A 23,703-nucleotide genomic window follows, 5' to 3' on the forward strand; every position below is an offset into this window, starting at 1 on the left:
ATCAGGCCCAGCGGCGGCACCATTCGTACATCACGACAGCGGCGGCCGCCGACGCGTTGATTGAGCGCGTCGAGCCGTACTGCGTGATCTCGACGCTCGCGGATGCCGCGGCCAGCGCCTCGGTCGACAGACCCGGCCCTTCCTGACCGAACAGCAGCACACATTTCTCGGGAAGCTCGGCCTCCGGCAACGGCAGCGAGCCCTCGACGTTGTCGATCGCGACGATGGGGAGTCCGGCTCCTGCCGCCCACACGGCGAAGGCCGCGACATCCTCGTGGTGACGGACATGCTGGTACCTGTCGGTGACCATCGCGCCGCGGCGGTTCCACCGACGCTTGCCGATGATGTGGACCTCCGCGGCCAGAAACGCGTTGGCGCTACGCACGATCGAGCCGATGTTCATGTCGTGCTGCCAGTTCTCGATCGCGACGTGGAAGCCGTGACGTCGCTCGTCGAGGTCGGCGACGATGGCCTCCATCGTCCAGTAGCGGTAGTGGTCGATCACGTTGCGGCGATCACCCTCCGCCAGCAGCTCGGGGTCGAACCGAGGGTCGTCCGGCGGCTGCTCCCCCGGCCACGGCCCGACCCCGTGCGACATCTCCGGCTCGTGCCCCGGCTCTCCACTCACTCGTCCACCGTACGCGAGGGGTCACAACACGCCGCACGGATGCCTGAGGCGGCGGCAGAATGCGACCCTTCGCGTGCAGAAAGACCTGTTTTCGGTAGGCCGAAAAATCCGATACTCTGGCCGTCATGCCGACGACGACCGCGCTCCCTCGCCGCGCACCCGGGACTCCCCGCCTGGTGTGGCTGCTCGGCCCCGCCCTGGTCGCCGGCGTCGCCTACCTCGACCCCGGGAACGTCGCCAGCAACATGACGGCGGGGGCCCGCTACGGCTATCTGCTGGTGTGGGTCGTCGTCGTCGCGAACGTCATGGCGTGGCTGATCCAGTACCTGTCGGCCAAGCTCGGCATCGTGACCGGCCAGAGCCTGCCCGAGGCGCTGGGCGGGCGCATCCGGCATGCGTGGGGACGGCGCCTGTACTGGCTGCAGGCCGAGCTGGTCGCCATGGCGACCGACATCGCCGAGGTGATCGGCGGTGCAGTCGCCCTGAACCTCCTGTTCGGCATCCCGCTGCTGTGGGGCGGGGTGATCACCGGTGTCGTCTCGCTCGGTCTGCTCGTCGTGCAGTCCCGATGCGGGGCACGGCCGTTCGAGATCATCGTGATCGGGCTCGTCGTCCTCATCGCCATCGGCTTCACCGCGGGCGTCTTCGTCGGGCCACCCGATCCGGCCGGCATCGCCGCGGGGCTGGTGCCGCAGTTCGCCGGTCCCGACTCCGTGTTGCTGGCTGCATCGATCCTGGGCGCCACCGTCATGCCGCATGCGATCTACGCCCACTCGGCACTCAGCCGCGATCGCTTCACGCCCGGATCAACGGCCGACACCCTCGAGGCCGGGCGGGGCCTGTCGACGAGGCGCCTGCTCCTGGCAACCCGCTGGGACGTGACGATCGCGATGATCGTCGCCGGCACGGTGAACCTGTGCATCCTGCTGCTGGCGGCGGCGAACCTCGCGGGCGTCCCCGGCACCGACTCACTGGAGGGGGCGTACGCGGCCCTTCGCGACGGACTCGGTCCGATCATCGCCACACTGTTCGCCGTGGGCCTTCTCGCCAGCGGACTGGCATCCACCGCCGTCGGCGCCTATGCCGGCGCCGAGATCATGAACGGGCTCCTGCGGGTGCGGGTGCCGCTGGTGCTGCGCCGCCTGATCACGCTCGTGCCCGCCCTCCTCATCCTCGGGGCGGGGGTCGATCCGACATTCGCCCTGGTGCTCAGCCAGGTGGTGCTGTCATTCGGCATTCCGTTCGCCCTCGTACCGCTCGTATGGCTGACGGCGCGGCGCAGCGTCCTGGGGGTGCACCGCAACGCCCCCGTGACGACGACACTCGGTATCGTCTCGGCGGCACTGCTGATCGGACTGAATCTGCTGCTGCTCTGGCTCGTTTTCACGGGAAGCTGATCAGCCTCCTCGCCCGGTCCCGATAGGGTGACGCCATGCCTTCACCGGCCGCCGACGACTACCTCAAGACGATCTACCACCACACCGAGTGGCAGGACGATCGCATCACCCCCTCGCAGCTGGCAGCCGAGCTGGGGCTCGCGCCGTCGAGTGTCACGGAAATGGTCCGCAAGCTCGCGGCCGCCGGGCTCGTCACGCACCGTCCTTACGGGCCCGTGGGTCTCACCGAGGCAGGCAGGCTTCGCGCCGCCGCGGTCGTGCGCCGACACCGCCTCATCGAGACCTGGCTGGTGAGCGAGTTCGGCTACTCATGGGACGAGGTGCACGAAGAGGCCGAGGTGTTGGAGCACACCATCAGCGACCGACTGTTGGAGGGCATCGATGCTCTCCTCGGCCGCCCGCGATTCGACCCGCACGGTGACGCGATTCCGGATGCTGAAGGAAACGTGACGCGGGAGCCGTTCGTCCTGCTCGCCGATGCCGAGCCCGGGCACATCGGTCGCGTGCTGCGCATCAGCGACCGGGATCCCGAGGTGCTGCGCTCGTGCGACGCGATCGGCGTTTCCGTCGGGCTCGAGGTGACGGTCCTCGCCGACCGGCGAGTGCGGGTGCGCCACGACCAGGTCTCCCTCCCCGTCAGTGCACAGCGGGCGGTGTGGTTGAGCGCCTGAGCGCGGCAGCGGTGGCGAGTACGGTGCCGCTCAGTACGTGGATGCCGGACCGAACGGCCAGCGCATGCGAGTGAGCTTCTCGCACTCCTCCCAGATGCGGGCGTTGCGCTCGATGTTGCGGTTGATGCGTGGCACCCGTACCCGGCGGGGGTCGCCGCGCAGCGTGTAGCGCGGCCCCCAGAACTGGCCGCCCGGGATGCCGGAATCGATCAGTGCCCGCACCAACACCCGCGCCGCGATCTCCTTGGACTCGGCGATCGGCGTCTGCAGGCTACCGATGAAGCGCGTGAGGTGTGTCGGCTGGTTCACTCCCGGCAGTGCCGGAGTGCGCCCGCCGATCGCATAGCCGGGGTGCACCACGACACTGTCGACGGGGACGCCGCGGTCACGCAGACGCCGGTCGGCCTCGAGGCCCAAGGCGGTCGTGACGACCTTGGACTGCACATATGCCCGCCACGGCGTGTAGTTCTCGGTGAGTTCGGGATCGACCGGATCGTAGGGCGAGATAACGGTGGAGACGCTGCCGAGCCACACCATCCGACCCGCGGACTTCGCCAAGGTCACCAGCAGCTCGCCGGCGAGCGCGTAGTGCCCGAGGGCGTTGGTGGCGAGGACGAGCTCGTCGCCGTCGGTCGTGGTCTTGCGTTCCTTCGGCGGGTGCACGATCCCGGCGTTCAGGAGCACCCCGTCCAGTGGACCCCGGGTGCGCAATGTGGCGGCGGCCGAGCGGATCGAGCCGGCCTTGGAGGTGTCGATCATGAGGGACTCGACATCCGCGCCCGGCACCCGGCTGATCAGCGTCGAGCGCGCGCTCGAGAGGCGGCGCGGATTGCGACCGGAGAGGATGACGTGCGCGCCGGCGCGGGCGAGCTGCTCCGAGGCGAAATAGCCCAGCCCGGCGTTCGAACCGGTGACCAGAAAGCTCTGGTCGCGCAGGTCAGGCAGCGTTGAGGGGTTCCACCGCGCACTGGCCACGTGCTCGACATTAGCCCGTCTGCGGCAGCGCTCCCGCCGCCGCGCGGGGCTACTGCGGGGCGAGGCCCAGGTCGTCGAGGTCGATCGCGGCCAGCCACTGCAGACCGGCATCCTCGATCGCCTGCTGGGCGCCCGTCTTTCGGTCGACGATCACGGCGACCGCGACGGGCTTCGCGCCCTCGCGGCGGAGGGCGTCCACGGCCTTCAGCGCTGACTGGCCGGTGGTGGAGGTGTCCTCCAGCACGACGACGCGCTTGCCCGCGACATCCGCGCCCTCGATCTGACGTCCCCGGCCGTGGTCCTTGGGCTCCTTGCGCACGACGAAGGCGTCCAGGGGTGCATCCGTATCGACCGAGGCATGCATGACCGCGTTGGCGATGGGGTCGGCGCCGAGGGTCAGGCCACCGACGGCGACGATGCCGTCGATATCGCGGATGAGGTCGAGCATGATGCGGCCGATCGCGGGAGCCGCGCGGTGGTCGAGCGTGAGCTTTCGCATGTCGACGTAGTACGTGGCCTTCTTGCCGCTGGACAGCGTGAAGTCACCGTGGAACACCGCCTCGGCTCCGATCAGCGCGATGAGGGACTGGCGATCGGCTTCGATCTCGGGCAGGGAGGAGGCGGTCATGCTTCGAGTTTAGGAAGAATCGGGGTTCTTTCGCGCCCGGATGCCGTCAATCGGCTCCTGTCCGGCCCGGCGATGTGTCACGATCGAGCGGGCCGTCAAGGACGATGGTCCCCCGCTGACCGCCCCCACGCCCGTTAGAGTCGGCGGTGCCTGCCCCCTCCAGGAGAGTGTCATGACCCGCATCGGGATCATTGCCGAGGCGGATGGCGAGACGCGTGTCGCGATCGCTCCGCCCACGGTCGCCAAACTGCTCGCGCTCGGCTACGAGGTGAGCGTCGAATCCGGTGCGGGCGCGGCATCCTCGTTCCCCGATGCGGCATACTCGGCCGCCGGTGCCCACATCGTCGACCGCACGACGGCGTGGAGCTGCGACATCGTGGTCACCGTCACGGCACCGTCGGCCGATGACGTCCCCCTGCTGGCTGATGGTGCCACCGTGATCGGGATGCTCGCGCCGGCGCTCAAACCAGAGGTGCGGGAGTCGCTCGCGACCCGCCGGATCACCGCACTCTCGCTGGATGCCGTTCCGCGCATATCTCGCGCGCAGTCCATGGACGTGCTGAGCTCGATGGCCAACATCTCGGGCTATCGCGCGGTCGTCGAAGCCGCGAACGAGTTCGGCCGCTTCTTCACCGGGCAGGTCACCGCCGCAGGCAAGGTGCCACCGGCGAAGGTGCTCATCGCCGGCGCCGGCGTCGCCGGGCTTGCTGCGATCGGCACGGCTGCGAGCCTCGGCGCGATCGTGCGCGCGACCGACCCACGGCCCGAGGTCGCCGACCAGGTCAAGTCGGTCGGCGGCGAGTACCTTCCGGTCGAGGTCGCCGAGACCATGGAGTCCTCGGACGGGTACGCGAAGGCCACGAGCGAGGCGTACGACCGCCGAGCTGCGGAGATCTACTCCGAGCAGGCCGCCGATGTCGACATCATCATCACGACCGCCCTCATCCCGGGGCGGGCCGCGCCGCGCCTGATCACGGCCGCCGACGTGGCAGCCATGAAGCCCGGCAGTGTGATCGTCGACATGGCGGCGGCGCAGGGCGGCAATGTCGAGGGCTCGGTCGCGGGCGAGCGCGTCGTCACCGAGAACGGCGTCATCATCGTCGGGTACACGGACCTCGCCGGGCGCCTGCCCGCGCAGGCCTCCCAGCTCTACTCGACGAACGTCTACAACCTGCTCGCGCTGCTCACCCCCGCCAAGGACGGGCAACTGACGATCGACTTCGAGGATGTCGTGCAGCGCGGCGTCACGATCGTGCGAGGCGGCGAATCGACGTGGCCGCCACCTCCGGTGCAGGTGTCTGCCGCCCCGAAGGCGCCGACGGCGACCACCCCAGTCGAGCCGCCGGAGCCGAAGAAGACCTCGCCCTGGCGGACGGTCATCGCCATGGCCGTTGCCGCACTCGTGGTCTTCGTGATCGCGGCGTTTGCGCCGGCTCCGATCCCCCAGCACGTCACGGTGCTGGTCCTGGCGATCATCGTCGGCTTCTTTGTTATCGGGAAGGTCCACCACGCCCTGCACACCCCGCTCATGAGCGTGACGAATGCCATTTCGGGAATCATCGTCGTGGGCGCGATGCTGCAGCTGGCGTCGGGTGAGCTCGTGGTCCAGATCCTCGCCGCGATCGCGGTGCTACTGGCCTCCATCAACATCTTCGGAGGTTTCGCGGTGACGCGACGGATGCTCGCCATGTTCTCGAAGGGAGCGGCGGCGCCCGCTCCCGCAAGGGCACAGGCTCCCGATAAAGCAGGAGCGAAGCGATGATCGCAGCATCCATCGCCGGCGGCGCATACCTCGTCGCGGGACTCCTGTTCATCCTGAGCCTGCACGGACTCTCCAAGCACGAGACCGCCCGCACCGGCGTCGTCTACGGCATCGTCGGGATGACGATCGCGATCGTCGCGACCATCTGGCTCACCGTCGAGCAGCTATGGGGACAGCCGCAGGCGACGCTCGGGCTCATCCTGCTGGTGGTCGCGGTTCTCATCGGCGCCAGCATCGGCCTGTGGCGGGCACGCGTGGTCGAGATGACCGGGATGCCCGAGCTCATCGCACTGCTCCACAGCTTCGTAGGTCTTGCCGCGGTGTTGGTCGGCTGGAACGGGGCGCTCGCCGAGGGCAACCTGGATCCGGCACTGGTCGGCATCCACCACGCCGAGGTGTTCATCGGCGTCTTCATCGGCGCCGTCACCTTCACCGGCTCGATCGTCGCCTTCCTCAAGCTCTCGGCGCGCATCTCGTCGAAACCGCTCGTGCTGCCCGGCAAGAACATCCTGAACCTCGTGGCGCTGGTCGCTTTCGTCGCGCTCACCGTCTGGTACGTCATCACTCCCGACATCTGGCTGCTCGCGCTGGTCACCGTGCTGGCGCTCGCGCTCGGGTGGCACCTGGTGGCATCCATCGGCGGCGGCGATATGCCCGTCGTCGTCTCGATGCTCAACAGCTACTCCGGATGGGCGGCAGCCGCTGCCGGTTTCATCCTCAGCAACGACCTGCTGATCGTCACTGGCGCGCTCGTCGGCTCCTCGGGTGCCTACCTGTCGTACATCATGTGCCGGGCGATGAACCGCTCGTTCTTCTCGGTGATCGCCGGCGGCTTCGGCATCGAGGCGCCGAGGACCTCGGATGCCGAAGAGGGCGAGCACCGCGAGATCGACGTCACGGGGGCTGCGGAGCTGCTCGCTGAGGCCGATCGGGTCATGATCACCCCCGGGTACGGCATGGCCGTCGCGCAGGCGCAGTATCCGGTCGCCGAACTCACCGCGCGCCTGCGCGAGCGCGGCGTGGACGTCCGGTTCGGCATCCACCCGGTCGCCGGGCGCCTGCCCGGGCACATGAACGTGCTGCTGGCGGAGGCCAAGGTCCCCTACGACATCGTCTTCGAGATGGATGAGATCAACGACGAGTTCGCCGAGACGGCGGTCGTGCTGGTGATCGGTGCGAACGACACCGTCAACCCTGCCGCCGCCGAAGACCCGGGCAGCCCGATCGCCGGGATGCCCGTGCTCCGGGTGTGGGAGGCGGACAACGTCATCGTCTTCAAGCGCTCGATGGCCTCGGGCTACGCCGGCGTGCAGAACCCGCTGTTCTTCCGCGAGAACGCTCAGATGCTCTTCGGCGACGCCAAGGAGAAGGTGGAGCAGATCCTTCGCGAACTGTAGTTCCTGCCCACCTCTCTCGGTTGCCGAACCCACACGTTGCTGGCGAACCCATACGTTCATGGCGCCATCAACGTGTGGGTTCGCAACGAGCGTGTGGGTTCGGCAGTGGAGCGTGGCGCGATAGCGTCGGGGCGTGAGCAGGTGGGTGCATCTTCCGGGCGGGTCGGGTGGAGTCTGGTACGCGGATGACCCACATCAGGGCCCGGTGGTGCGGCGACCCGTCGGGGCCTGGAGTGCGGCGGTGCACGCGCTGCTCACGCACCTCGCGGATGCCGGGGCGGCGGGCGTTCCGCGCGTGGTCGGCGCGACCGAGACCGAAGAGGTGCTGACCTTCCTCCCCGGTGCGACGCCCGTCGGCGATATCCCTGACACGCTGCTGGCGGAGGCGGCCGGCTGGTTGCGCGGGTTCCATGACGCCGTCCGCGACTGGGACCCCGGTCCCCGGCAGTGGCGACAGACGGATGCCGCGCCCGAGCCGGGACAGATCATCTGCCACAACGATCCCGGCGTCTACAACTGGGTCATCCGTGACGGCCACTTTGCGGGGATGATCGACTGGGACCAGGCCGGCCCGGGAGACCCGATCCATGATGTGGCCTTCCTCTGTTGGAGCGGCGTCCCGTTGCGCGACGAGTTCGACCCCTCCGACGCCGCCCGCCGAGTGAACCTCGTCGCCGCTGCCTATGGCGATCTCGATCCCGCGGCACTGCTGGATGCCGTGGGCGAACGCATCGGGCTGTCGCTCGACCGCATCCAGGCCGGCATCGACCGCGGCGATCCCGGCATGCTCGCCCTCGAACGCGCCGGCGTCCTCGACACCACCCGCGCCGCCCTCGCCCGCTTCCGCGCCTCCCTCCCCGGCATTCGCGCCGCACTCTGACGTTGCGGCGAAAGTAGGCTGGAGCCCATGCGCCTGGCCACGTGGAATGTCAATTCGGTCCGTGCCCGTGTCGACCGGATCGTCGACTTCGCCGTGCGCGAAGACATCGATGTGCTCGCGATGCAGGAGATCAAGTGCAAGGTCGAGCAGTTCCCGCTCGAGAAGTTCGAAGCGGCCGGCTTCCACGTCGAGGCCCACGGCATCTCCCAGTGGAACGGCGTCGCGATCGCCAGCCGCTCGCCGATCACCGAGGTCGAGACCTCGTTCCCCGGCATGCCCGGCTTCGCCAAGGGCCACAACGGGCCGGATGCTCCGCTCGAGGCCCGCGCGATCGGGGGGCTGATCGACGGGGTGAAGGTCTGGAGCCTCTACGTGCCCAACGGGCGCGGGTTGGATGACCCGCACTACGCCTACAAACTGCGCTGGCTCGAGGCCCTCCGCGGGTACACCCACGCGATCCTCGCCACCCAGCCCGACCTCCCGCTCGCCCTGGTCGGCGACTTCAACATCGCGCCCACGGATGCCGACAACGGCGACCCCACGATCATCGAGGGCGTCTCGACGCACGTCTCGGCGCCCGAGCGCGACGCGTTCGCGGCCCTCGAGGCCGCGGGACTCAGCGACGTCGTCCGTCCGCTCGTTCCCACCGGTTTCACGTACTGGGACTACAAGCAGCTGCGCTTCCCCCGCAACGAGGGTCTGCGGATCGACTTCATCCTCGGCTCGCGCGCGGTCGCGGATGCCGTGACCGCTGCCGCCATCCACCGGGACGAGCGCAAGGGCGAAGGCCCGAGCGACCACGTACCCGTCGTCGTCGACATGGATCTCGCGGACGGCGAGGCCGACGACGATCTGCCGATGATCTTCGGCTGACCTCCCCTCCCTGTCACCGACGAGCCCTTCCGTCACGACGGGTTCGGCCCGTAGCGTGGTCACAATCCACGGCCACCGGTTGGAGCCCTCCCATGAAGCGCATCCTCGTCGTCCTGCTCACCCTCACCGGACTCGCCGCCGCAGCGGCGGCCGTCGCCGCCTCCTTCTTCGTCACGAAGATGCGCTCGCGGGACCCGAGGTTCCTGAAGAAGTTCACCGAGATCCAGCGCGACTACCTGAACCCCGAGGTCCTGAAGAACGCCGGGACTCCGGGACAGCGCACGGCGGTGATCGAGACGATCGGTCGCACGAGCGGAGCCGCCTACGAGACGCCGATCTCGCCGGTCCGCGACGACGAAGGTTGGAGCGTGGCCCTGGTGTACGGCCGCGACACCGCGTGGGCCAAGAACGCGATGGCCGCCGGCGAGGCGGTGCTGCGCATCGACGGCGAGCGGCACCGGGTGGATCAGATCGAGATCGTCCCCATCGCGGACACGATCCTCGCGAGCGACCAGGAGCAGGTCGTGAAGTTCTTCAAGCTCGAAGACGCCGTACGCCTGCACGACGCGGGCGTGATCGAGGACGCCACCCTGCCCGAGGAGCCCGCCCCCGTCGAGGGCTGATCCCTATCTGCGGTGCGCCGCGCGTCCCGTGTGGCCGCCGAGCGCGTCGGCGGCACGCACCAGCGCGAGGTGCGACAACGCTTGCGGCGTGTTCCCGGCCTGACGGCCCTCCGTCACGGAGTACTCCTCCGACAGCAGTCCCAGGTCGTTCGCGAAGCTGCAGAGCCGCTCCATGAGCGCGGTGCCCTCCTCGACGCGACCGCTGCCGGCGTACTGCTCGACCAACCAGAACGAGCAGGCCAGGAACGGGTTCTCCGTGCCTGCCAGCCCATCGACGCCCGATGTCGTGCGGTAGCGCTGGAGAAGTCCGTCGACCATGAGCGTGCGCTCCATCTCGGCGACGGTGGCGAGCATGCGCGGGTCGTCATGCTCCACGAATCCGACCTGGGCGAGCAGAAGGAGAGAGGCATCCACTTCGGTGCCGCCGAAGTACTGCACGAAGTAGCCGCCTTCGGGGTGGACGCCCTGCGCCTCGATCTCGGCACGGACCTGGTCGCGCAGCTCTTCCCAGCGCTCCACCGGGCCCTCCAAGCCGTGCTCGCGCACCGCCCGCGCGCCGCGGTCGAACGCCGCCCACGCCATCGCGCGCGAGTGGGTGAAGGTACGAGGTTCGCCACGGATCTCCCAAATGCCGTTGTCGGGCCGATCCAGGTTCGCCTCCACCCCGGTGAGCAGGGCACACTGCAGCGCCCACGAGGTCTCGGTCTCTTCGAGCCCCGCCATGCGCGCGGACTCCAGAGCCACCATCACCTCGCCGATGACATCGCCCTGGTACTGGGTGACCGCGCCGTTTCCGATGCGCACGGGCGCCGCGCCCTGGTATCCGGGGAGGGACTCGAGTTCGCGCTCGTGCAGGTCACGCTCACCCGAGATGCCGTACATGATCTGCAGCTGGGCCGGATCTCCCGCGATCGCCCGCAGCAGCCAGCTGCGCCAGCGCTCGGTCACGCGAAGGAAGCCGTGGGAGATGAGCGCCTCGATCGTCAGTGCCGCGTCGCGCAGCCAGACGTAGCGGTAGTCCCAGTTCCGTTCGCCCCCGAACTGCTCGGGAAGCGACGTCGTGGCCGCGGCGACAATGCCGCCGGTGTCCTCGTGTGTGAGCGCCCGGAGCACCATGAGCGAGCGCACGACTTGTTCTTCGAAGGGTCCGTCATGGTCGACGCGGCCGGCCCAGTCGTCCCACCACTGGCGGCTGTGCGACAGCATCCGGTCCACATCCCCGGGCTCCGGTGACTCTTCGTGCGAGGGATACCAACTGAGGGTCAGGTCGCGGCCACGGCCGGCCTCGACGGTGAAGCTGCCCCGGTGCACGCGGTCGTCGGCGGCCATCTCGACACCGCGGACGAGCACCGCATCGGGACCGGCCACCCCCAACAGACCCGGAGTGATGATGCTGCCGACCTGGCGCATCCACGGCAGCGCGCGGGCGTAGTCGAATCGCATCCGCAGGCTGCTCGTGAACTCGACCGTGCCCTCGATGCCGACGACGCGGCGGATGAGTTCCACCCGACCGCCGTCGACGGGCATGAACTCCTGTACCTCTGCGACGCCGGTGGAGGTCTCCCACCGGGTGACGAGGATGAACGTGTCTTTCTCGTACGAGCGCGTCGACGTGGCATCCGGATCACTCGCCCGGAGTGTCCAGTGCCCGTGGTGTTCGTCGCCGAGGAGAGAACCGAAGATGGATGCCGAGTCGTAGCGCGGCAGGCAGAGCCAGTCGATACTCCCCTCGCGGGAGACCAGCGCGGCGGTGCGACAGTTGCTGAGGATCGCATAGTCCTCGATGGGGGCAGCCATGGGCCGATTCTGTCAGGTTCCGGGCACGGCGTCCGTCTGGCGCAGTGAGCCCTACAGGGGGCGCCACAGGGACAACGCGGTGATCCAGTTCGGGTCGCCGTAGCCCGCGTAGCCCTGCACGGCCACGTAGGTCGTGCCCTGCCACGTGACCTGGTCGCCTGCGGCGTACGTGCCACGAGGGTCCCACACGGGGATCATCGTCGGCGGGACGGTCGGCTCCGGCTCTGGCTCTGGCTCTGGCTCGACCGTCGGCTCGGGTTCGGGGCTGGTCGTGGGCTCAGGCGCCGGCGAGTCAGCGGGAGCCGGGGTGTCCGTCACCGGCGTCCAGAGTGCGAGGGCTGTGATCCAATTCGGGTCGCCGACGCCCTGATACGACTGCACCGCCTGGTAGACGACGCCGCCGTATTCGACCACGTCCCCACGCGTGTACGCGGCGGTCGAGCTCCATGTCGGGTACGACGCCGAGGATTCCTCGTCGACCGGTGCCGCGGAGGTCGTTCCCGTGACCGTCGCCGGGTCGCTCAGCGTGCCGTCCGAAGCCACCGCCCAGACTCGATACGTGTACGTCGTGGATGCGGAGAGGCCACTGTCGTCGAACATCGTCGCCGTGGTCGATCCGGTCGTGACCGTCCCGTTCGGCGCTGTGCGTGAAACGCGGTACGACGCGGCGTCTGCCGACGACGTCCACATCAGTTGCATCGTCGTATCCGACCGCTCCATGATGTGCAGGCCCGTGACTGCAGCAACCGCGGGTTCTTCGCTTTCGGTCGGCTCTGGAGTCGGCTCCACCGTGGGGGTGGGAGTGGGAGAACCGTCGGCGGGCGTGATGGAGAGATCGATCGTGTTGTAGAACGCGTTGGAGGTGTCCGCGATGTCCCAGACGGCATAGATCACGTGATAGCCCGAGTAGTCGGCCGGGATCGTGACCGTGTGGCTGGGATTGGTGGACGCCGCCGACCCGTCGTGCGGCACCGTTGCGAGCAGCACGAAGTCACCGCGGTCCAGAGGATCGTTGGCGTCCCATCCAGGCGTCGTGATGTAGTACCGGAACTCCGACGTACGGTGCGCCGCCGTGAACGTCCAGGTGATCGTGAGATCGCCGGTGGTCACCTCGTTCTTCCACCACCGGTCTTCCGACTGCTCGTCGAGCGTCCCGCCGAACAATCCGCCAGCTGAGGCGAGCTGGCCATCCGCGGGACCGCCCTCGGGGAATCCCTTCGGACCCTCGAGTGATTGCGGTTCGTATGCCACGGTGCCGCGATTCGTGTTCTGTGACGCGGCCGCCCGGGCAACGACGTCGCCCGAAACGTAGCCGTGGCCGCTCGCGGCCGACGGCGCGGCGACCAGCAGCGCGGCGACGAGTCCGGCGGTGGCGAGGGAGGCGAGCGATACGCGGATACGGCGCACGAGACGTCCTTTCACGGGAGCGAGGTCGCCGGAGAATGCGCGACCACTATCGGGACACTTATATCGGTCGCTGATGTCGCACGGATTGCGAGGACCCACCCGACCTGTGCACAGGCAGCTCGTGCCATCCGCGCGGGTCCCCCGGACGCCTCCCTGTGACCATCACCGCTCGCTAGGGTGGGTGGCATGTCTGACGCAACGACCATGGTGATCTTCGGCGCTTCCGGTGACCTCACCTCGCGCTTGCTGCTTCCCGCTCTCGGCCAGCTGCTCACGATCGAGCCGGATCGAGAGGTGCGTCTGTTCGGCGCGGGCGTCGACGATTGGGATGACGAGCGGTGGCGCACGACGGTGCGACGGGCCTTCGACGAGATGAACGCGGATGCCGCGTACGACCGCGTCAAGGACACGACGTATCACAAGCTCGACATCACCGATCCCAGCGAGCTCACCTCCCTGTTCGCGATGGTCGGTCCCGCCCCCGCGCTCTACTTCGCGGTGCCGCCCGCGATCGCCGCGGCATCGTGCGAAGCGATGACCAAGATCGACCTTCCTGAAGGAACGGTCATCGCGCTCGAGAAGCCGTTCGGGACGAGCCAGGCATCCGCACACGAGCTGAACGAGGTGCTCGCGAAGCTCCTCCCCGAGAATCAGGTCTTCCGGGTCGACCACTTCCTCGGACGCTCCATGACCCTCAACGTGCTCGGCGTGCGCTTCGCGAACCGGGTGCTGGAACCCGTGTGGAAGGGCGAGCACATCGAATCGATCCTCATCTGCTACGACGAGCAGTTGGGGCTCGAGGGCCGCGCGCGCTACTACGACAAGGCCGGCGCCCTGCGCGACATGATCCAGAGCCATCTGCTGCAGGTGATGGCCGTCGTCGCCATGGAGCCGCCCGCGACGCTGTCCGAGCAGGACCTGCGGGATGCCACGACCGCCGCGCTGCGCGCCACGCACGTGTGGAATGACGACCCGATCACCAGCTCGCGCCGCGGACGCTACACCGCCGGGACCATCGATGGACGCCAGCTCCCCTCGTACACCGAAGAGCACGGCGTCGTCCCCGAGAACAACACCGAGACCCTTGCCGAGGTCACCTTCGAGGTCGCCACCGAGCGCTGGGCGGGAGTGCCCATCACGTTGCGTTCGGGCAAGGCGATCGGCGCGCCGCGCCGACACATCCAGCTGCGCTTCAAGCCGGTCCGCCATGTGCCCACCGGATTCACCGGCTCGACGGATGGCACCACCCTGACGTTCGAGCTGGGCCCCGACCGCATGTCGCTCGAGCTGAACATGAACGACGGCGGCGACGAGTTCGAGCTCCGCAAGGAATCGCTGAGTGCCGATCTCGGCGCCGGCGCGCTCAAGGCCTACGCCGAAGTTCTGCAGGGCATCCTCGACGGTGATGCCACCCTGTCGGTGCGCGGTGATGCCGCCGAGCAGTGCTGGCGCATCGTTCAGCCAGTGCTCGATGCCTGGGCCAAGAACGAGGTGCCGCTGCAGGACTACGCAGCGGGGTCCGCAGGCCCCGAGGGCTGGGCGGACAACTAGGAGCGCGGTGCTGCAGCTCACGGAGGTCACCAAGAGCTACGGCGACCGGCGAGCGCTCGACGAGGTGAGCTTCGCTGTCGCCGACGGACGCCTGACCGGATTCGTCGGCGGAAACGGCGCCGGCAAGACGACCACGATGCGCATCGTTCTGGGTGTGCTCGCGAAGGATTCCGGCAGCGTCACCCTTCATGGTGCGCCCGTCGCGGCAGCTGATCGCCGCCGCTTCGGCTACATGCCCGAGGAACGCGGCCTGTACCCGAAGATGAAAGTGCGTGAGCACATCGTCTACCTGGCGAAGCTGCACGGCTTCTCGCACACGGATGCGACCCGGCGGGCCACCGCGCTGCTGGAGCGGCTCGGGCTCGGCGAGCGGATGAACGACATGGTTGAGGCGCTCTCCCTCGGAAATCAGCAGCGTGCGCAGATCGCCGCCGCGCTCGTACACGAGCCCGAGGTGCTGATCCTCGACGAACCCTTCTCGGGTTTGGACCCTCTCGCCGTGGATGTCGTGGCCGGTGTCCTCCACGAGCGGGCCGCCGCGGGAGCCGCGGTGCTGTTCTCCTCGCACCAGCTCGATGTCGTGGAGCGCCTGTGCGATGACCTCGTCATCATCGCCGGGGGCACGATCCGCGCATCCGGTTCACGCGATGCGCTGCGCGCCGAGCACGCCTCCCACCGGTACGAGCTGTCAACGGCCACGGCGACCGAGTGGATCGGGAGCCTGCCCGGAATCACCGTTGCGACCGGAGCGACGGATGGCGTCTCGTTCGATGCCGAGACGCCCGACGCCGCCCAGGCGGTGCTGCGCGAGGCGCTCGCCCGCGGGCCGGTGTCGCGCTTCACCCGTGTCCAACCCACCCTGGCCGATATCTTCCGGGAGGTGATCCGATGAGCCCCTCGCCGTCTGCCGTTCGCGCGGTGGGACTCGTCGCCCGCCGGGAGATCGGGTCGAAACTGCGCAGCAAGGTCTTCGTCATCTCGACGGCGATCCTGCTGCTTGGAGCTCTCGCCGCGGTCGTCTGGGGCGGCTTCCAGGCGCAGACGGTCCTCACCACGTCCGTCGCCGTGACATCCGACACGTCCGCCGAAGTCAGCGCCATCCCGAACGTCTCGGTCACAGAAGCGCCGAATCCGGATGCCGCCACTGCCCTCGTCGAGAGTGGAACGGTCGATGCCGCCGTGGTCCCCGACTCATCGTCGCCGGTCGGCGTGAGCGTGATCGCGACGGAATCCGCTCCGCAGCAACTGATCCTGGCGCTCGGCACCTTCCCGACGGTGACGCTGCTCGACCCCGCACCGGGTGACGACATCGCCCAGTACATCGTCTCGATCGCGTTCGGGATCGTGTTCCTGCTCGCAGCATCCGTCTTCGGCGGCACGATCGCGCAGAGCGTCGTCGAAGAGAAGCAGACCCGCGTCGTCGAGCTGCTGATCTCGGCGATCCCCACGCGAGCTCTGCTGGCGGGCAAAGTGCTCGGCAATACGGTGCTTGCGATGGCGCAGATCATCGCGATGGCCGCAATCGGGGTGCTCGGGGTCTCGGTGACGGGACAGTCCGTCGCGCTCGACGGCATCGGACCTGCCATCGCGTGGTTCGCCGTGTTCTTCCTGTTCGGATTCATCCTGCTCGCCTCGCTGTTCGCGGCCGCCGGGGCGCTGGTCTCGCGTCAGGAGGATGTCGGCGCGACGACGACGCCGCTGACGATGCTGATCCTCATCCCGTACTTCCTCGTGATCTTCGCCCACGACAACCCGCTCGTGCTCGCGATCATGTCGTATGTGCCGTTCTCGGCACCCGTCGGGATGCCGGTGCGCATCTTCACGGGGGAGGCGCAGTGGTGGGAGCCGATCGTCTCGCTCGTGATCCTCATCGCCACGTGTGCGGCCGCGGTCGCCATCGGCGCGCGGATCTACGAGAACTCCGTGCTGCGTATGGGCGCGCGGGTTCGCTGGCGCGACGCCCTCAAGCGCTGAGCGACGTGCAACTCGGCTGAGCGAGGTGCAACTCGGCTGAGCGAGGTGCAACTCGGCTGAGCGAGGTGCAACTCGGCTGAGCGAGGTGCAACTGGGCGATCAGGGCGCGCGCTCGACGAGGATGCCGTCGGCATCGGCCCACACGTGGCGACCGGGGATGAACGTGACGTCTGCGATGGTCACGGGCACATCGACGTCGCCCACTCCGGCCTTGGCGCTCTTGCGCGGGTTGGTGCCCAGCGCCTTGATGCCGATCGAAAGGCCCGCCAACGCCTCTGTATCGCGCACGACGCCGTTGACGATGATGCCCGCCCACCCGTTCTCGACGGCGGATCCGGCGATGAGGTCCCCGACAAGCGCGGACTCCAGCGACCCTCCGCCGTCGACGACGAGGACAGCACCTGCGCCGGGGGTGTTCAGCGTCTGCTTGACCAGGGCGTTGTCGCGGAAGCAGCGGACCGTCCGCACTGGCCCGTCGAATGCTCGGCGCCCGCCGAGGTCGCGCAGCTGCAGCGAAAGGGAGGCGAGCTCGTCGCCACGCTCGTCGTAGAGGTCGGCCGTCGCTATCGTCATGCGTTAACGCTACGCAGCGGGTTGCGCCCGCCGGGGTGGAACGCCCGCAGAAGTTCGCGAGGAGTTCTCTCCGCCGAAAGATCCGTGGCCTGTGCTCTGACCCATGGCGTCCTCACAGCGGGGGAATAGCCTCGCAATCCATGCTGTTGCATGAAGCAGGTCAGCGTTGCCCTGGGAAGATCAGCATCACGCGCAGGGAGACCCTCAATGAGCACCACAACCGGCACCACCGCGATCCACGAGATCCTCGCGACCCGATACAGCACCCGTGTCTTCGATGCGGACGCGCCGATCGATGACACAGCGCTGAACAACGCGCTCGAGGCCGCGCGCTGGGCGCCCTCGGCAGCGAACAGCCAGCCCTGGCACGCAATCGTCGCGCGCCGCGGCAGCGACGCGTTCGCTCGTATCGCAGCCACCCTCAAGGGCTTCAACTCCACCTGGGCGGCGGACGCCGGCGCGCTCGTCATCTTCGTCGCCGAGACCGAACGCGACGGAGTCGCCCTCCCCTGGGCCGCCTACGACACCGGACAGGCCGCGGCGCACTTCACGATCCAGGCCAACGCCGACGGGCTCGCAACTCACCAGATGGGTGGATTCGAGGCAGCCGCGCTCGCCAACGAGTTCGACCTCCCCGCCACGATGCAGCCCCTCACCGTCGTGGCCATCGGCGCGTTCGGCGATGTGGATGCGGCATCCGACGAGCTGCAGCAGCGCGAGGCCACGCCCCGCACCCGTCGCCCCCTCGCCGACGCGGTCCTCGTCTACGCCTGAGCTCACACCCGCGCGATACCGGCACAACAAAGCCCGCCCTGCCGAAAGACTCGGCAGGGCGGGCTTTTCGCGCTCACTCGTCGATGAGCTCGGCTTCGATCACGCCGTCGTCCTCGCCCGGCTGCGGCGCGGGCGCCGCGGCAGGTCCCTGGCTGGTCAGCGCCAGACCGGAGCCGTCGACCGCGACATCCACCCGCACGACATCACCGTCTCGCACCCCGCCCGACAGGAGCGCCATCGCGAGGCGATCCTGGATCTCGGACTGGATGAGCCGGCGCAGCGGCCTGGCCCCGAACATCGGGTCGTAGCCGCGCTCGGCCAGCCACGACCGGGCATCCGGCGTGACGGCGAGCACGAGCCGACGCTCCCGCAGCCGACGCTGCAAGTGGTCCACCGACAGCTCGACGATCTGCGCGAGGTCATCCTCGGTCAGCGCCTGGAAGATGACGATGTCATCGAGGCGGTTGATGAACTCCGGCTTGAACGCCTGGCGCACCAACAGCTGCACCTGCTCCCGCTTCTGTTCGAGCGGGATCGTCGGGTCGATGAGGATCGGCGAACCGAGGTTCGAGGTGAGGATGAGGATGGTGTTCGTGAAGTCCACGGTCCGTCCCTGACCATCGGTCAGGCGACCGTCATCCATGACCTGCAGTAGCACGTCGAAGACCTCGGGGTGCGCCTTCTCGACCTCATCCAGCAGCACGACACTGTAGGGACGGCGGCGCACCGCTTCGGTGAGCTGTCCGCCCTGCTCGAAGCCGATGTATCCCGGAGGGGCACCGACCAAACGCGCGACCGAGTGCTTCTCGCCGTACTCCGACATGTCGATGCGCACCATGGCGTGCTCGTCGTCGAAGAGGAACTCGGCAAGGGCTTTGGCCAGCTCGGTCTTGCCGACGCCCGTCGGGCCGAGGAACATGAACGAACCGGTCGGACGGTTCGGGTCGCTGATGCCGGCGCGCGAACGGCGGACGGCGTCTGCGACGGCCTTCACGGCATCCTTCTGACCGATCAGGCGCTTGCCGAGCTCGGCCTCGAGGTGGAGGAGCTTCTCGGTCTCCCCCTGCAGCAGACGTCCGACAGGGATGCCGGTCCACGCCGCGATCACGCCGGCGATGGCCTCCTCGGTGACCTGGTCGCCCACCATCCGGTCATCCGAGCTCTCGGCGCGCTCGGCCTCGAGGAGCGCACGCTCCAGCGCCGGGATTTCGGCGTAGAGCGCCCGCGAGGCCTTTTCGAGATTACCCTCGCGCTGTGCCCGCTCCGCGTCGATGCGAGCCGAGTCCAGACGCGTCTTCAGCTCACCGACACGGTTGAGCACCGACCGCTCCTGGTCCCACCGCGCCTGCAGCTCGCCGAGCCGGGACTCTTCCTTGCCGAGGTCCTCGCGCAGCTTCGCAAGCCGCTCGCGCGACGCGTCGTCCTTCTCCTTCTTGAGCGCCATCTCCTCCAGCTTCAGCCGGTCGACGTGACGTCGCAGCTCGTCGATCTCCAGCGGTGCGGAATCGATTTCCATCCGCAGCCGCGACGCGGCCTCATCGATCAGGTCGATCGCCTTGTCGGGCAGCTGGCGGCTGGGGATGTAGCGGTGCGAGAGGGCCGCGGCGGCGATGAGCGCGCCGTCCGAGATCGCGACCTTGTGGTGCGCCTCATAGCGCTCCTTCAGGCCGCGGAGGATCGCGACGGTGTCTTCCACATTGGGCTCGCCGACGTACACCTGCTGGAAGCGACGCTCGAGGGCGGCATCCTTCTCGATGAACTCGCGGTACTCGTTGAGGGTGGTCGCACCGATCATGCGCAACTCACCGCGGGCGAGCATCGGCTTGAGCATGTTGGATGCCGCCACCGACCCCTCGCCACCCCCGGCTCCCATGAGCACGTGCAACTCATCGATGAAGGTGATGATGCGCCCGTCGGACTCGGTGATCTCCTTGAGGACGCCCTTGAGACGCTCTTCGAACTGGCCGCGGTACATGGCACCGGCGACGAGCGCGGAGATGTCGAGGGAGACGAGCTCCTTGTCGCGGAGGCTTTCGGCGACATCGCCTGCGACGATGCGCTGAGCGAGGCCCTCGACAACGGCGGTCTTGCCGACGCCGGGCTCGCCGATGAGGACGGGGTTGTTCTTCGTGCGCCGGGTCAGCACCTGGCTGATGCGACGGATCTCGGAGTCTCGTCCGATGACGGGGTCCAGTTTGCCCTGACGGGCGCGATCGGTGAGGTTGATGCCGAACTGCTCGAGGGCGCTGTGCTGCTCCTCCTGTTCGGCCATCGGCATTGCGGGCATGGTGTTCTCTCCTTGGTCTACGGGTTGCTCGTCTTTAAACTTGAGTCACAACGGCTCAAGTTTAGCAGAAATGTCCTCCGCACGGAATGCTCTCGTGCGTCGATTGCCCGCCCGGCTCGACGCACGCACGGCCGCCCGATACCGTCGAGAGGATGCTGGTGACCGGATGAGCGACACGAGGGTCTTCCTCGGGAAACTGGCGCGGCGCGTCTGGTTCCGCGCCGCGCTGTTCAGCCTCGGCGCCGTTCTGCTTGCACTCGCCGCAGGAATCGTCGGCGCTCTCCTCCCGGACATTCCGCTGGATCTCGGCCAGGGATCGGTGGGGACGATCCTGCAGGTGCTGGCGACATCGATGCTCGCCGTGACGACGTTCTCGTTGACCGCGATGGTGACCGCGTATGGGTCGGCCTCGACCGTCGCCACACCCCGCGCGACACAGCTACTCGTGGACGATCCCACCTCCCAGAACGTCTTGTCCACGTTCCTCGGCGGCTTCGTGTTCGCGCTCGTGGGGATCGTGGCACTGTCGACCGGGTACTACGGAGAACAGGGGCGCATCATCCTGTTCGCGGGGACGCTGGTCGTGATCGCTCTCATCGTCGTCGCACTGCTGCGGTGGATCGGCTTTCTCGGCCCGTTCGGTCGCATGGCGGACGTCATCGATCGGGTGGAGAAGGCCGCGCAGCACACCGTCGCGGAGTACGCGCGTCACCCGAGCCTTCGGGCCCGCGTCTCTCAGACACCGCCGCGCGACGCGCATCCGGTGCACACGGACCGCGTCGGCTACGTGACGCACATCGAGCTCGCGCGTCTGAACGCATGGGCGCAGGAGCACGGCGCGGCGGTCCACATCATCGCCATGCCCGGGTCGATCGCGGATGCGGCGACGCCGCTCGCAGCCGTGAGTGTGCGCCCGGGCAGCGTGCTCGAAGATGACGACCACGCCCTGATCGCCGAGGCGTTCCATATCGCGCGTCATCGCGACTACGACCAGGATCCCCGTCTCGGCATGATCGCCCTGTCAGAGATCGCCAGCCGCGCCCTGTCGCCGTCGACGAACGATCCCGGGAGCGCGATCGAGGTGCTCGGCGCACTCCAGCGCGTCTTCACGGTCATCATCAGCACCGAGCCGGACCCTGAGATCGCCTTCCCCCACGTGAGCGTCACCCCGGTCTCCCTCCGCGATCTCATTGAGGACGCGTTCCGCCCCATCGCACGCGACGGCGCCGGCACCGTCGAGGTCGGCATCCGTCTGCAGAAGACGCTCGCAGCATTGGCGAGCGTCTGTGCGCCCGATCAGCGGGCGGCGTTCCGCGATGCCGCATCCGCCGCCCGCAGACGTTCAGACTCGGCGCTCTCCCGCTCCGACCGCCGCTCCCTGCGAGAGGCTGGGAAGAGGTAGACCGGGAGCGGGCAGTCAGGAGATGGCGGGGAACAGGTCTCGCATGTCCATCACGACGTCCTCGGCGATTGCCGTCTGCGAGGCCGTCGTCCCGGCGCCGGTGACGGTCACCCAGATCGGGTCGGCGAACACGTAGACGGTCGTGAGGGTGCCCATTTCGTCATCGCGCTCCCAGACGAACGCCGGCGCGGAGCCGATGACCGTCTCGGAGAAATCACTCGAACCCAGCGCGCTGACGAGCGTGTCGCGCGCCGACAGCGGGATGTCGGCGACGATGACGAAGAAAGCACCATCGCTGTTCGGGATGCCCCACAGGCAGCCTTCACGGGACACGGCCGCATCGAGCGCAGTCTGCGCGGCAGGACCGGGCAGGAGCGAGGTGAGGTCGCCGTCGGCGACCACATCCAGGAACTGCGCATTTGCGCCGAAGTTGGTCTGCACGACCGCGAGGTCGAGCATGTCCTCGCACGCCGGGAGCACGATCGCGTCTGAGGTGGGCTCGACTGTGGGCGCAACCGTGGCACTCGGAGACGTGGTCGGCTCCGTGGTCGCGGTCGGCTCGGGCGTGGGAGTGGTGCACCCCGCCAAGAGCAGCAGCGCAGCCGCCGCACCTCCCCCCGCGAGAACGATCTTCTTCGTCATGCAAACCCCCGATACCAGCACTGCCGATGCCGCGCCGAGCGGCGTGTGAGCGAGAGTGTAGCGAACGGGGGTGGCACCCCGTTGCCCTCATGCGCCACGGGGTGAAGCATCAGGGTATGCGCGCCGTCATGCCGGGTCACACGGCTTCGGGCAGATCCTCGGCCCCACAGAAGCGGGAGCGGTAGGCGGTCGGGGTGACACCGAGCACGCGGACGAAGTTCTGGCGGAGGACCGCAGCCGATCCGAACCCGCATTCCCACGCGATCTGGTCGAGACCGAGATCGGTGCGCTCCAAGAGACGCTGTGCGTGCAACACCCGCTGGCGCCCGAGCCAGGCGGCCGGGGTCGATCCCAGGTCGGCCTTGAAGCGCCGCGCGAAGGTGCGCGGCGACATGTGGGCGCGGGCGGCGAGTTGGTCGACCGTGAGATCCTCGCGCAGGTTCGCGAGCATCCAATCGGTCACGGGCGCGAGCGACTGACTCGCGGCAAGCGGGATCGGCTTGTCGATGAACTGGGCCTGGCCGCCGTCGCGCTGGGGCGGAACGACCATGCGGCGGGCGATGCGATTGGTCGCCTCGGGGCCGAGCTCCTGGCGCAGCAGGTGCAGGCAGGCATCCAGTCCGGCGGCGGTGCCGGCACTCGTGATGATCCGCCCATCCTGGACGTAGAGGACGTCGGAGTCGACCTCGATATCCGGATACATCTGGGCCATCTTGTCGGCGTACATCCAGTGGGTGGTCGCGCGGCGTCCGTCGAGGACGCCCGCTCCGGCGATGACGAACGCACCACTGCAGACGCTCAGCACCCACGCATCGCGCGCGACGGCGCCGCGGATGACCTCGGACACGCGTTCGTCGGGGTCATCCCAGAGCGCGCGGGGCACGGGCGACGCGATGACGAGGTCCGCGGTTTCGGCGACCGACAGATCCTCGTCGACCGTGATCGAGAAGCCGAGGTTGCTCGGCACCAGCCCAGGTTCGGGGCTGACGATGTGGAAGTCGAAGTTGCGGATGCCGTCACCCGAGCGGTCCAGACCGAACGCCTCGCACGCCAGGCCGAACTCGAACGGCGAGAAACCGGGCTGCACGATCGTCGCAACGGTGGTGATCATGTGTCGCCTCTCTCCAGGGGATGGCAGAAATTATACGCATGACGTCACTTCTGCCACTAGTGGCGGTTTTCACTCGGCCATAGCGTTTCTGCCATGACCGTTTTCAGCATCCTTTTGGCCACCCTCGCCCTCACCGCCGTCGCCGCAACCGTCCGCGCCATCCTCCGCGACGGTCACCGCCGCCAACCCACCGACCCCTCCCGAGCCGTCCAGTCCGAACCCACCCGCATCCTCTCCGCCCTCCCCACGCCGCCGAACCCACACGCTCCTGGCGAACCCACACGTTCGTTGCGTCAGCAACGTGTGGGTTCGCAAGGAACCAGTGGGTTCGCGGCGGGGGAGGTCGCCTAG

22 protein-coding genes are annotated in these 23,703 nt (G+C 68.3%); 13 read left to right on the top strand and 9 right to left on the bottom strand.

What is annotated here, in order from left to right; all coding sequences use genetic code 11:
* Position 1: 1 nt before the first annotated feature.
* Positions 2-598 (bottom strand): TrmH family RNA methyltransferase, encoded by a 597-nt coding sequence (locus ABD206_RS09980; protein WP_344073528.1) that lies wholly within the window; start codon positions 596-598, stop codon positions 2-4.
* A gap of 155 nt (positions 599-753) precedes the next feature.
* Between ABD206_RS09980 and ABD206_RS09985 the strand changes: the two genes are divergently transcribed.
* On the top strand, positions 754-2,025 hold the full coding sequence (locus ABD206_RS09985) for an Nramp family divalent metal transporter (RefSeq protein ID WP_344072069.1): 1,272 nt from the start codon (positions 754-756) through the stop codon (positions 2,023-2,025).
* A 35-nt stretch (positions 2,026-2,060) separates the two neighbouring features.
* The gene (locus ABD206_RS09990; RefSeq protein ID WP_344072071.1) at positions 2,061-2,696 is read left to right on the top strand and encodes a metal-dependent transcriptional regulator; all 636 of its coding nucleotides are present in this window, start codon (positions 2,061-2,063) and stop codon (positions 2,694-2,696) included.
* Positions 2,697-2,726: 30 nt separating this feature from the next.
* Here ABD206_RS09990 and ABD206_RS09995 read toward each other — a convergent pair whose 3' ends face one another.
* Both ABD206_RS09995 and pyrE read right to left on the bottom strand, forming a co-directional pair.
* Positions 2,727-3,671, bottom strand: coding sequence for an SDR family NAD(P)-dependent oxidoreductase (locus ABD206_RS09995; protein ID WP_344072073.1), 945 nt, complete (start codon positions 3,669-3,671; stop codon positions 2,727-2,729).
* A 49-nt stretch (positions 3,672-3,720) separates the two neighbouring features.
* Positions 3,721-4,299 (bottom strand): orotate phosphoribosyltransferase, encoded by a 579-nt coding sequence (gene pyrE, locus ABD206_RS10000; protein WP_344072075.1) that lies wholly within the window; start codon positions 4,297-4,299, stop codon positions 3,721-3,723.
* Positions 4,300-4,471: 172 nt separating this feature from the next.
* On the opposite strand from pyrE, the gene ABD206_RS10005 reads away from it, so the two are divergent.
* The 5 genes from ABD206_RS10005 (at position 4,472) to ABD206_RS10025 (ending at position 9,834) form a co-directional block, all read left to right on the top strand.
* A complete protein-coding gene (locus ABD206_RS10005; protein ID WP_344072077.1) occupies positions 4,472-6,061 on the top strand; it encodes a Re/Si-specific NAD(P)(+) transhydrogenase subunit alpha in 1,590 nt (529 codons plus the stop codon).
* Positions 6,058-7,458 (top strand): Re/Si-specific NAD(P)(+) transhydrogenase subunit beta, encoded by a 1,401-nt coding sequence (gene pntB / locus ABD206_RS10010; RefSeq protein ID WP_344072080.1) that lies wholly within the window; start codon positions 6,058-6,060, stop codon positions 7,456-7,458. Before ABD206_RS10005 ends, pntB begins: the two co-directional genes overlap by 4 nt.
* A 133-nt stretch (positions 7,459-7,591) precedes the next feature.
* Complete coding sequence (locus ABD206_RS10015) at positions 7,592-8,338, top strand: aminoglycoside phosphotransferase family protein (protein ID WP_344072083.1); 747 nt, start codon at positions 7,592-7,594, stop codon at positions 8,336-8,338.
* 27 nt (positions 8,339-8,365) lie between these two features.
* The gene (locus tag ABD206_RS10020; RefSeq protein WP_344072085.1) at positions 8,366-9,211 is read left to right on the top strand and encodes an exodeoxyribonuclease III; all 846 of its coding nucleotides are present in this window, start codon (positions 8,366-8,368) and stop codon (positions 9,209-9,211) included.
* A gap of 92 nt (positions 9,212-9,303) precedes the next feature.
* Entirely contained in the window at positions 9,304-9,834 is a 531-nt protein-coding gene (locus ABD206_RS10025; RefSeq protein ID WP_344072087.1) for a nitroreductase/quinone reductase family protein, read from the top strand.
* A 3-nt stretch (positions 9,835-9,837) separates the two neighbouring features.
* On the opposite strand, the gene ABD206_RS10030 is transcribed toward ABD206_RS10025, so the two are convergent.
* On the bottom strand, positions 9,838-11,631 hold the full coding sequence (locus ABD206_RS10030) for a glycoside hydrolase family 15 protein (protein WP_344072089.1): 1,794 nt from the start codon (positions 11,629-11,631) through the stop codon (positions 9,838-9,840).
* Positions 11,632-11,682: 51 nt separating this feature from the next.
* The gene (locus tag ABD206_RS10035) at positions 11,683-13,038 is read right to left on the bottom strand and encodes a lytic polysaccharide monooxygenase (protein ID WP_344072091.1); all 1,356 of its coding nucleotides are present in this window, start codon (positions 13,036-13,038) and stop codon (positions 11,683-11,685) included.
* A gap of 186 nt (positions 13,039-13,224) precedes the next feature.
* Here ABD206_RS10035 and ABD206_RS10040 point away from each other — a divergent pair, with 186 nt between their 5' ends.
* The 3 genes from ABD206_RS10040 to ABD206_RS10050 are packed head-to-tail and all read left to right on the top strand — an operon-like array spanning position 13,225 to position 16,563.
* Complete coding sequence (locus tag ABD206_RS10040; protein ID WP_344072093.1) at positions 13,225-14,589, top strand: glucose-6-phosphate dehydrogenase; 1,365 nt, start codon at positions 13,225-13,227, stop codon at positions 14,587-14,589.
* A 7-nt stretch (positions 14,590-14,596) separates the two neighbouring features.
* On the top strand, positions 14,597-15,481 hold the full coding sequence (locus ABD206_RS10045) for an ABC transporter ATP-binding protein (protein WP_344072095.1): 885 nt from the start codon (positions 14,597-14,599) through the stop codon (positions 15,479-15,481).
* Positions 15,478-16,563 (top strand): ABC transporter permease, encoded by a 1,086-nt coding sequence (locus tag ABD206_RS10050; RefSeq protein WP_344072097.1) that lies wholly within the window; start codon positions 15,478-15,480, stop codon positions 16,561-16,563. The genes ABD206_RS10045 and ABD206_RS10050 overlap by 4 nt, the downstream gene beginning before the upstream one ends.
* A gap of 99 nt (positions 16,564-16,662) precedes the next feature.
* On the opposite strand, the gene rraA is transcribed toward ABD206_RS10050, so the two are convergent.
* Positions 16,663-17,136, bottom strand: a complete 474-nt coding sequence (rraA, locus tag ABD206_RS10055; protein ID WP_344072099.1) for a ribonuclease E activity regulator RraA — start codon at positions 17,134-17,136, stop codon at positions 16,663-16,665.
* A 207-nt stretch (positions 17,137-17,343) separates the two neighbouring features.
* Between rraA and ABD206_RS10060 the strand changes: the two genes are divergently transcribed.
* Positions 17,344-17,910 (top strand): nitroreductase family protein, encoded by a 567-nt coding sequence (locus ABD206_RS10060; protein ID WP_344072101.1) that lies wholly within the window; start codon positions 17,344-17,346, stop codon positions 17,908-17,910.
* A gap of 73 nt (positions 17,911-17,983) precedes the next feature.
* On the opposite strand, the gene ABD206_RS10065 is transcribed toward ABD206_RS10060, so the two are convergent.
* A complete protein-coding gene (locus ABD206_RS10065; RefSeq protein ID WP_344072103.1) occupies positions 17,984-20,197 on the bottom strand; it encodes an ATP-dependent Clp protease ATP-binding subunit in 2,214 nt (737 codons plus the stop codon).
* A 166-nt stretch (positions 20,198-20,363) separates the two neighbouring features.
* Between ABD206_RS10065 and ABD206_RS10070 the strand changes: the two genes are divergently transcribed.
* Complete coding sequence (locus tag ABD206_RS10070) at positions 20,364-21,599, top strand: DUF2254 domain-containing protein (protein WP_344072105.1); 1,236 nt, start codon at positions 20,364-20,366, stop codon at positions 21,597-21,599.
* Between the two features lie 15 nt (positions 21,600-21,614).
* On the opposite strand, the gene ABD206_RS10075 is transcribed toward ABD206_RS10070, so the two are convergent.
* A complete protein-coding gene (locus ABD206_RS10075; protein ID WP_344072107.1) occupies positions 21,615-22,241 on the bottom strand; it encodes a hypothetical protein in 627 nt (208 codons plus the stop codon).
* A 136-nt stretch (positions 22,242-22,377) separates the two neighbouring features.
* Positions 22,378-23,352: a GlxA family transcriptional regulator gene (locus ABD206_RS10080; protein WP_344072110.1), complete on the bottom strand. Its 975-nt coding sequence runs from the start codon at positions 23,350-23,352 to the stop codon at positions 22,378-22,380.
* Between the two features lie 93 nt (positions 23,353-23,445).
* Here ABD206_RS10080 and ABD206_RS10085 point away from each other — a divergent pair, with 93 nt between their 5' ends.
* A complete protein-coding gene (locus tag ABD206_RS10085; RefSeq protein WP_344072113.1) occupies positions 23,446-23,703 on the top strand; it encodes a hypothetical protein in 258 nt (85 codons plus the stop codon).

It is taken from the genome of Microbacterium sediminicola (assembly GCF_039531125.1).
Taxonomy (GTDB): domain Bacteria; phylum Actinomycetota; class Actinomycetes; order Actinomycetales; family Microbacteriaceae; genus Microbacterium; species Microbacterium sediminicola.

What these genes read in the sequence shown, in the direction of transcription:
- ABD206_RS09980 (WP_344073528.1), bottom strand. Translation starts at nt 598, where the DNA reads ATGTCGCACGGGGTCGGGCCGTGGCCGGGGGAGCAGCCGCCGGACGAC.
- ABD206_RS09985 (WP_344072069.1), top strand. Translation starts at nt 754, where the DNA reads ATGCCGACGACGACCGCGCTCCCTCGCCGCGCACCCGGGACTCCCCGC.
- ABD206_RS09990 (WP_344072071.1), top strand. Translation starts at nt 2,061, where the DNA reads ATGCCTTCACCGGCCGCCGACGACTACCTCAAGACGATCTACCACCAC.
- pyrE (WP_344072075.1), bottom strand. Translation starts at nt 4,299, where the DNA reads ATGACCGCCTCCTCCCTGCCCGAGATCGAAGCCGATCGCCAGTCCCTC.
- ABD206_RS10005 (WP_344072077.1), top strand. Translation starts at nt 4,472, where the DNA reads ATGACCCGCATCGGGATCATTGCCGAGGCGGATGGCGAGACGCGTGTC.
- pntB (WP_344072080.1), top strand. Translation starts at nt 6,058, where the DNA reads ATGATCGCAGCATCCATCGCCGGCGGCGCATACCTCGTCGCGGGACTC.
- ABD206_RS10020 (WP_344072085.1), top strand. Translation starts at nt 8,366, where the DNA reads ATGCGCCTGGCCACGTGGAATGTCAATTCGGTCCGTGCCCGTGTCGAC.
- ABD206_RS10025 (WP_344072087.1), top strand. Translation starts at nt 9,304, where the DNA reads ATGAAGCGCATCCTCGTCGTCCTGCTCACCCTCACCGGACTCGCCGCC.
- ABD206_RS10030 (WP_344072089.1), bottom strand. Translation starts at nt 11,631, where the DNA reads ATGGCTGCCCCCATCGAGGACTATGCGATCCTCAGCAACTGTCGCACC.
- ABD206_RS10040 (WP_344072093.1), top strand. Translation starts at nt 13,225, where the DNA reads ATGTCTGACGCAACGACCATGGTGATCTTCGGCGCTTCCGGTGACCTC.
- ABD206_RS10050 (WP_344072097.1), top strand. Translation starts at nt 15,478, where the DNA reads ATGAGCCCCTCGCCGTCTGCCGTTCGCGCGGTGGGACTCGTCGCCCGC.
- rraA (WP_344072099.1), bottom strand. Translation starts at nt 17,136, where the DNA reads ATGACGATAGCGACGGCCGACCTCTACGACGAGCGTGGCGACGAGCTC.
- ABD206_RS10060 (WP_344072101.1), top strand. Translation starts at nt 17,344, where the DNA reads ATGAGCACCACAACCGGCACCACCGCGATCCACGAGATCCTCGCGACC.
- ABD206_RS10065 (WP_344072103.1), bottom strand. Translation starts at nt 20,197, where the DNA reads ATGCCCGCAATGCCGATGGCCGAACAGGAGGAGCAGCACAGCGCCCTC.
- ABD206_RS10070 (WP_344072105.1), top strand. Translation starts at nt 20,364, where the DNA reads ATGAGCGACACGAGGGTCTTCCTCGGGAAACTGGCGCGGCGCGTCTGG.
- ABD206_RS10075 (WP_344072107.1), bottom strand. Translation starts at nt 22,241, where the DNA reads ATGACGAAGAAGATCGTTCTCGCGGGGGGAGGTGCGGCGGCTGCGCTG.
- ABD206_RS10080 (WP_344072110.1), bottom strand. Translation starts at nt 23,352, where the DNA reads ATGATCACCACCGTTGCGACGATCGTGCAGCCCGGTTTCTCGCCGTTC.
- ABD206_RS10085 (WP_344072113.1), top strand. Translation starts at nt 23,446, where the DNA reads ATGACCGTTTTCAGCATCCTTTTGGCCACCCTCGCCCTCACCGCCGTC.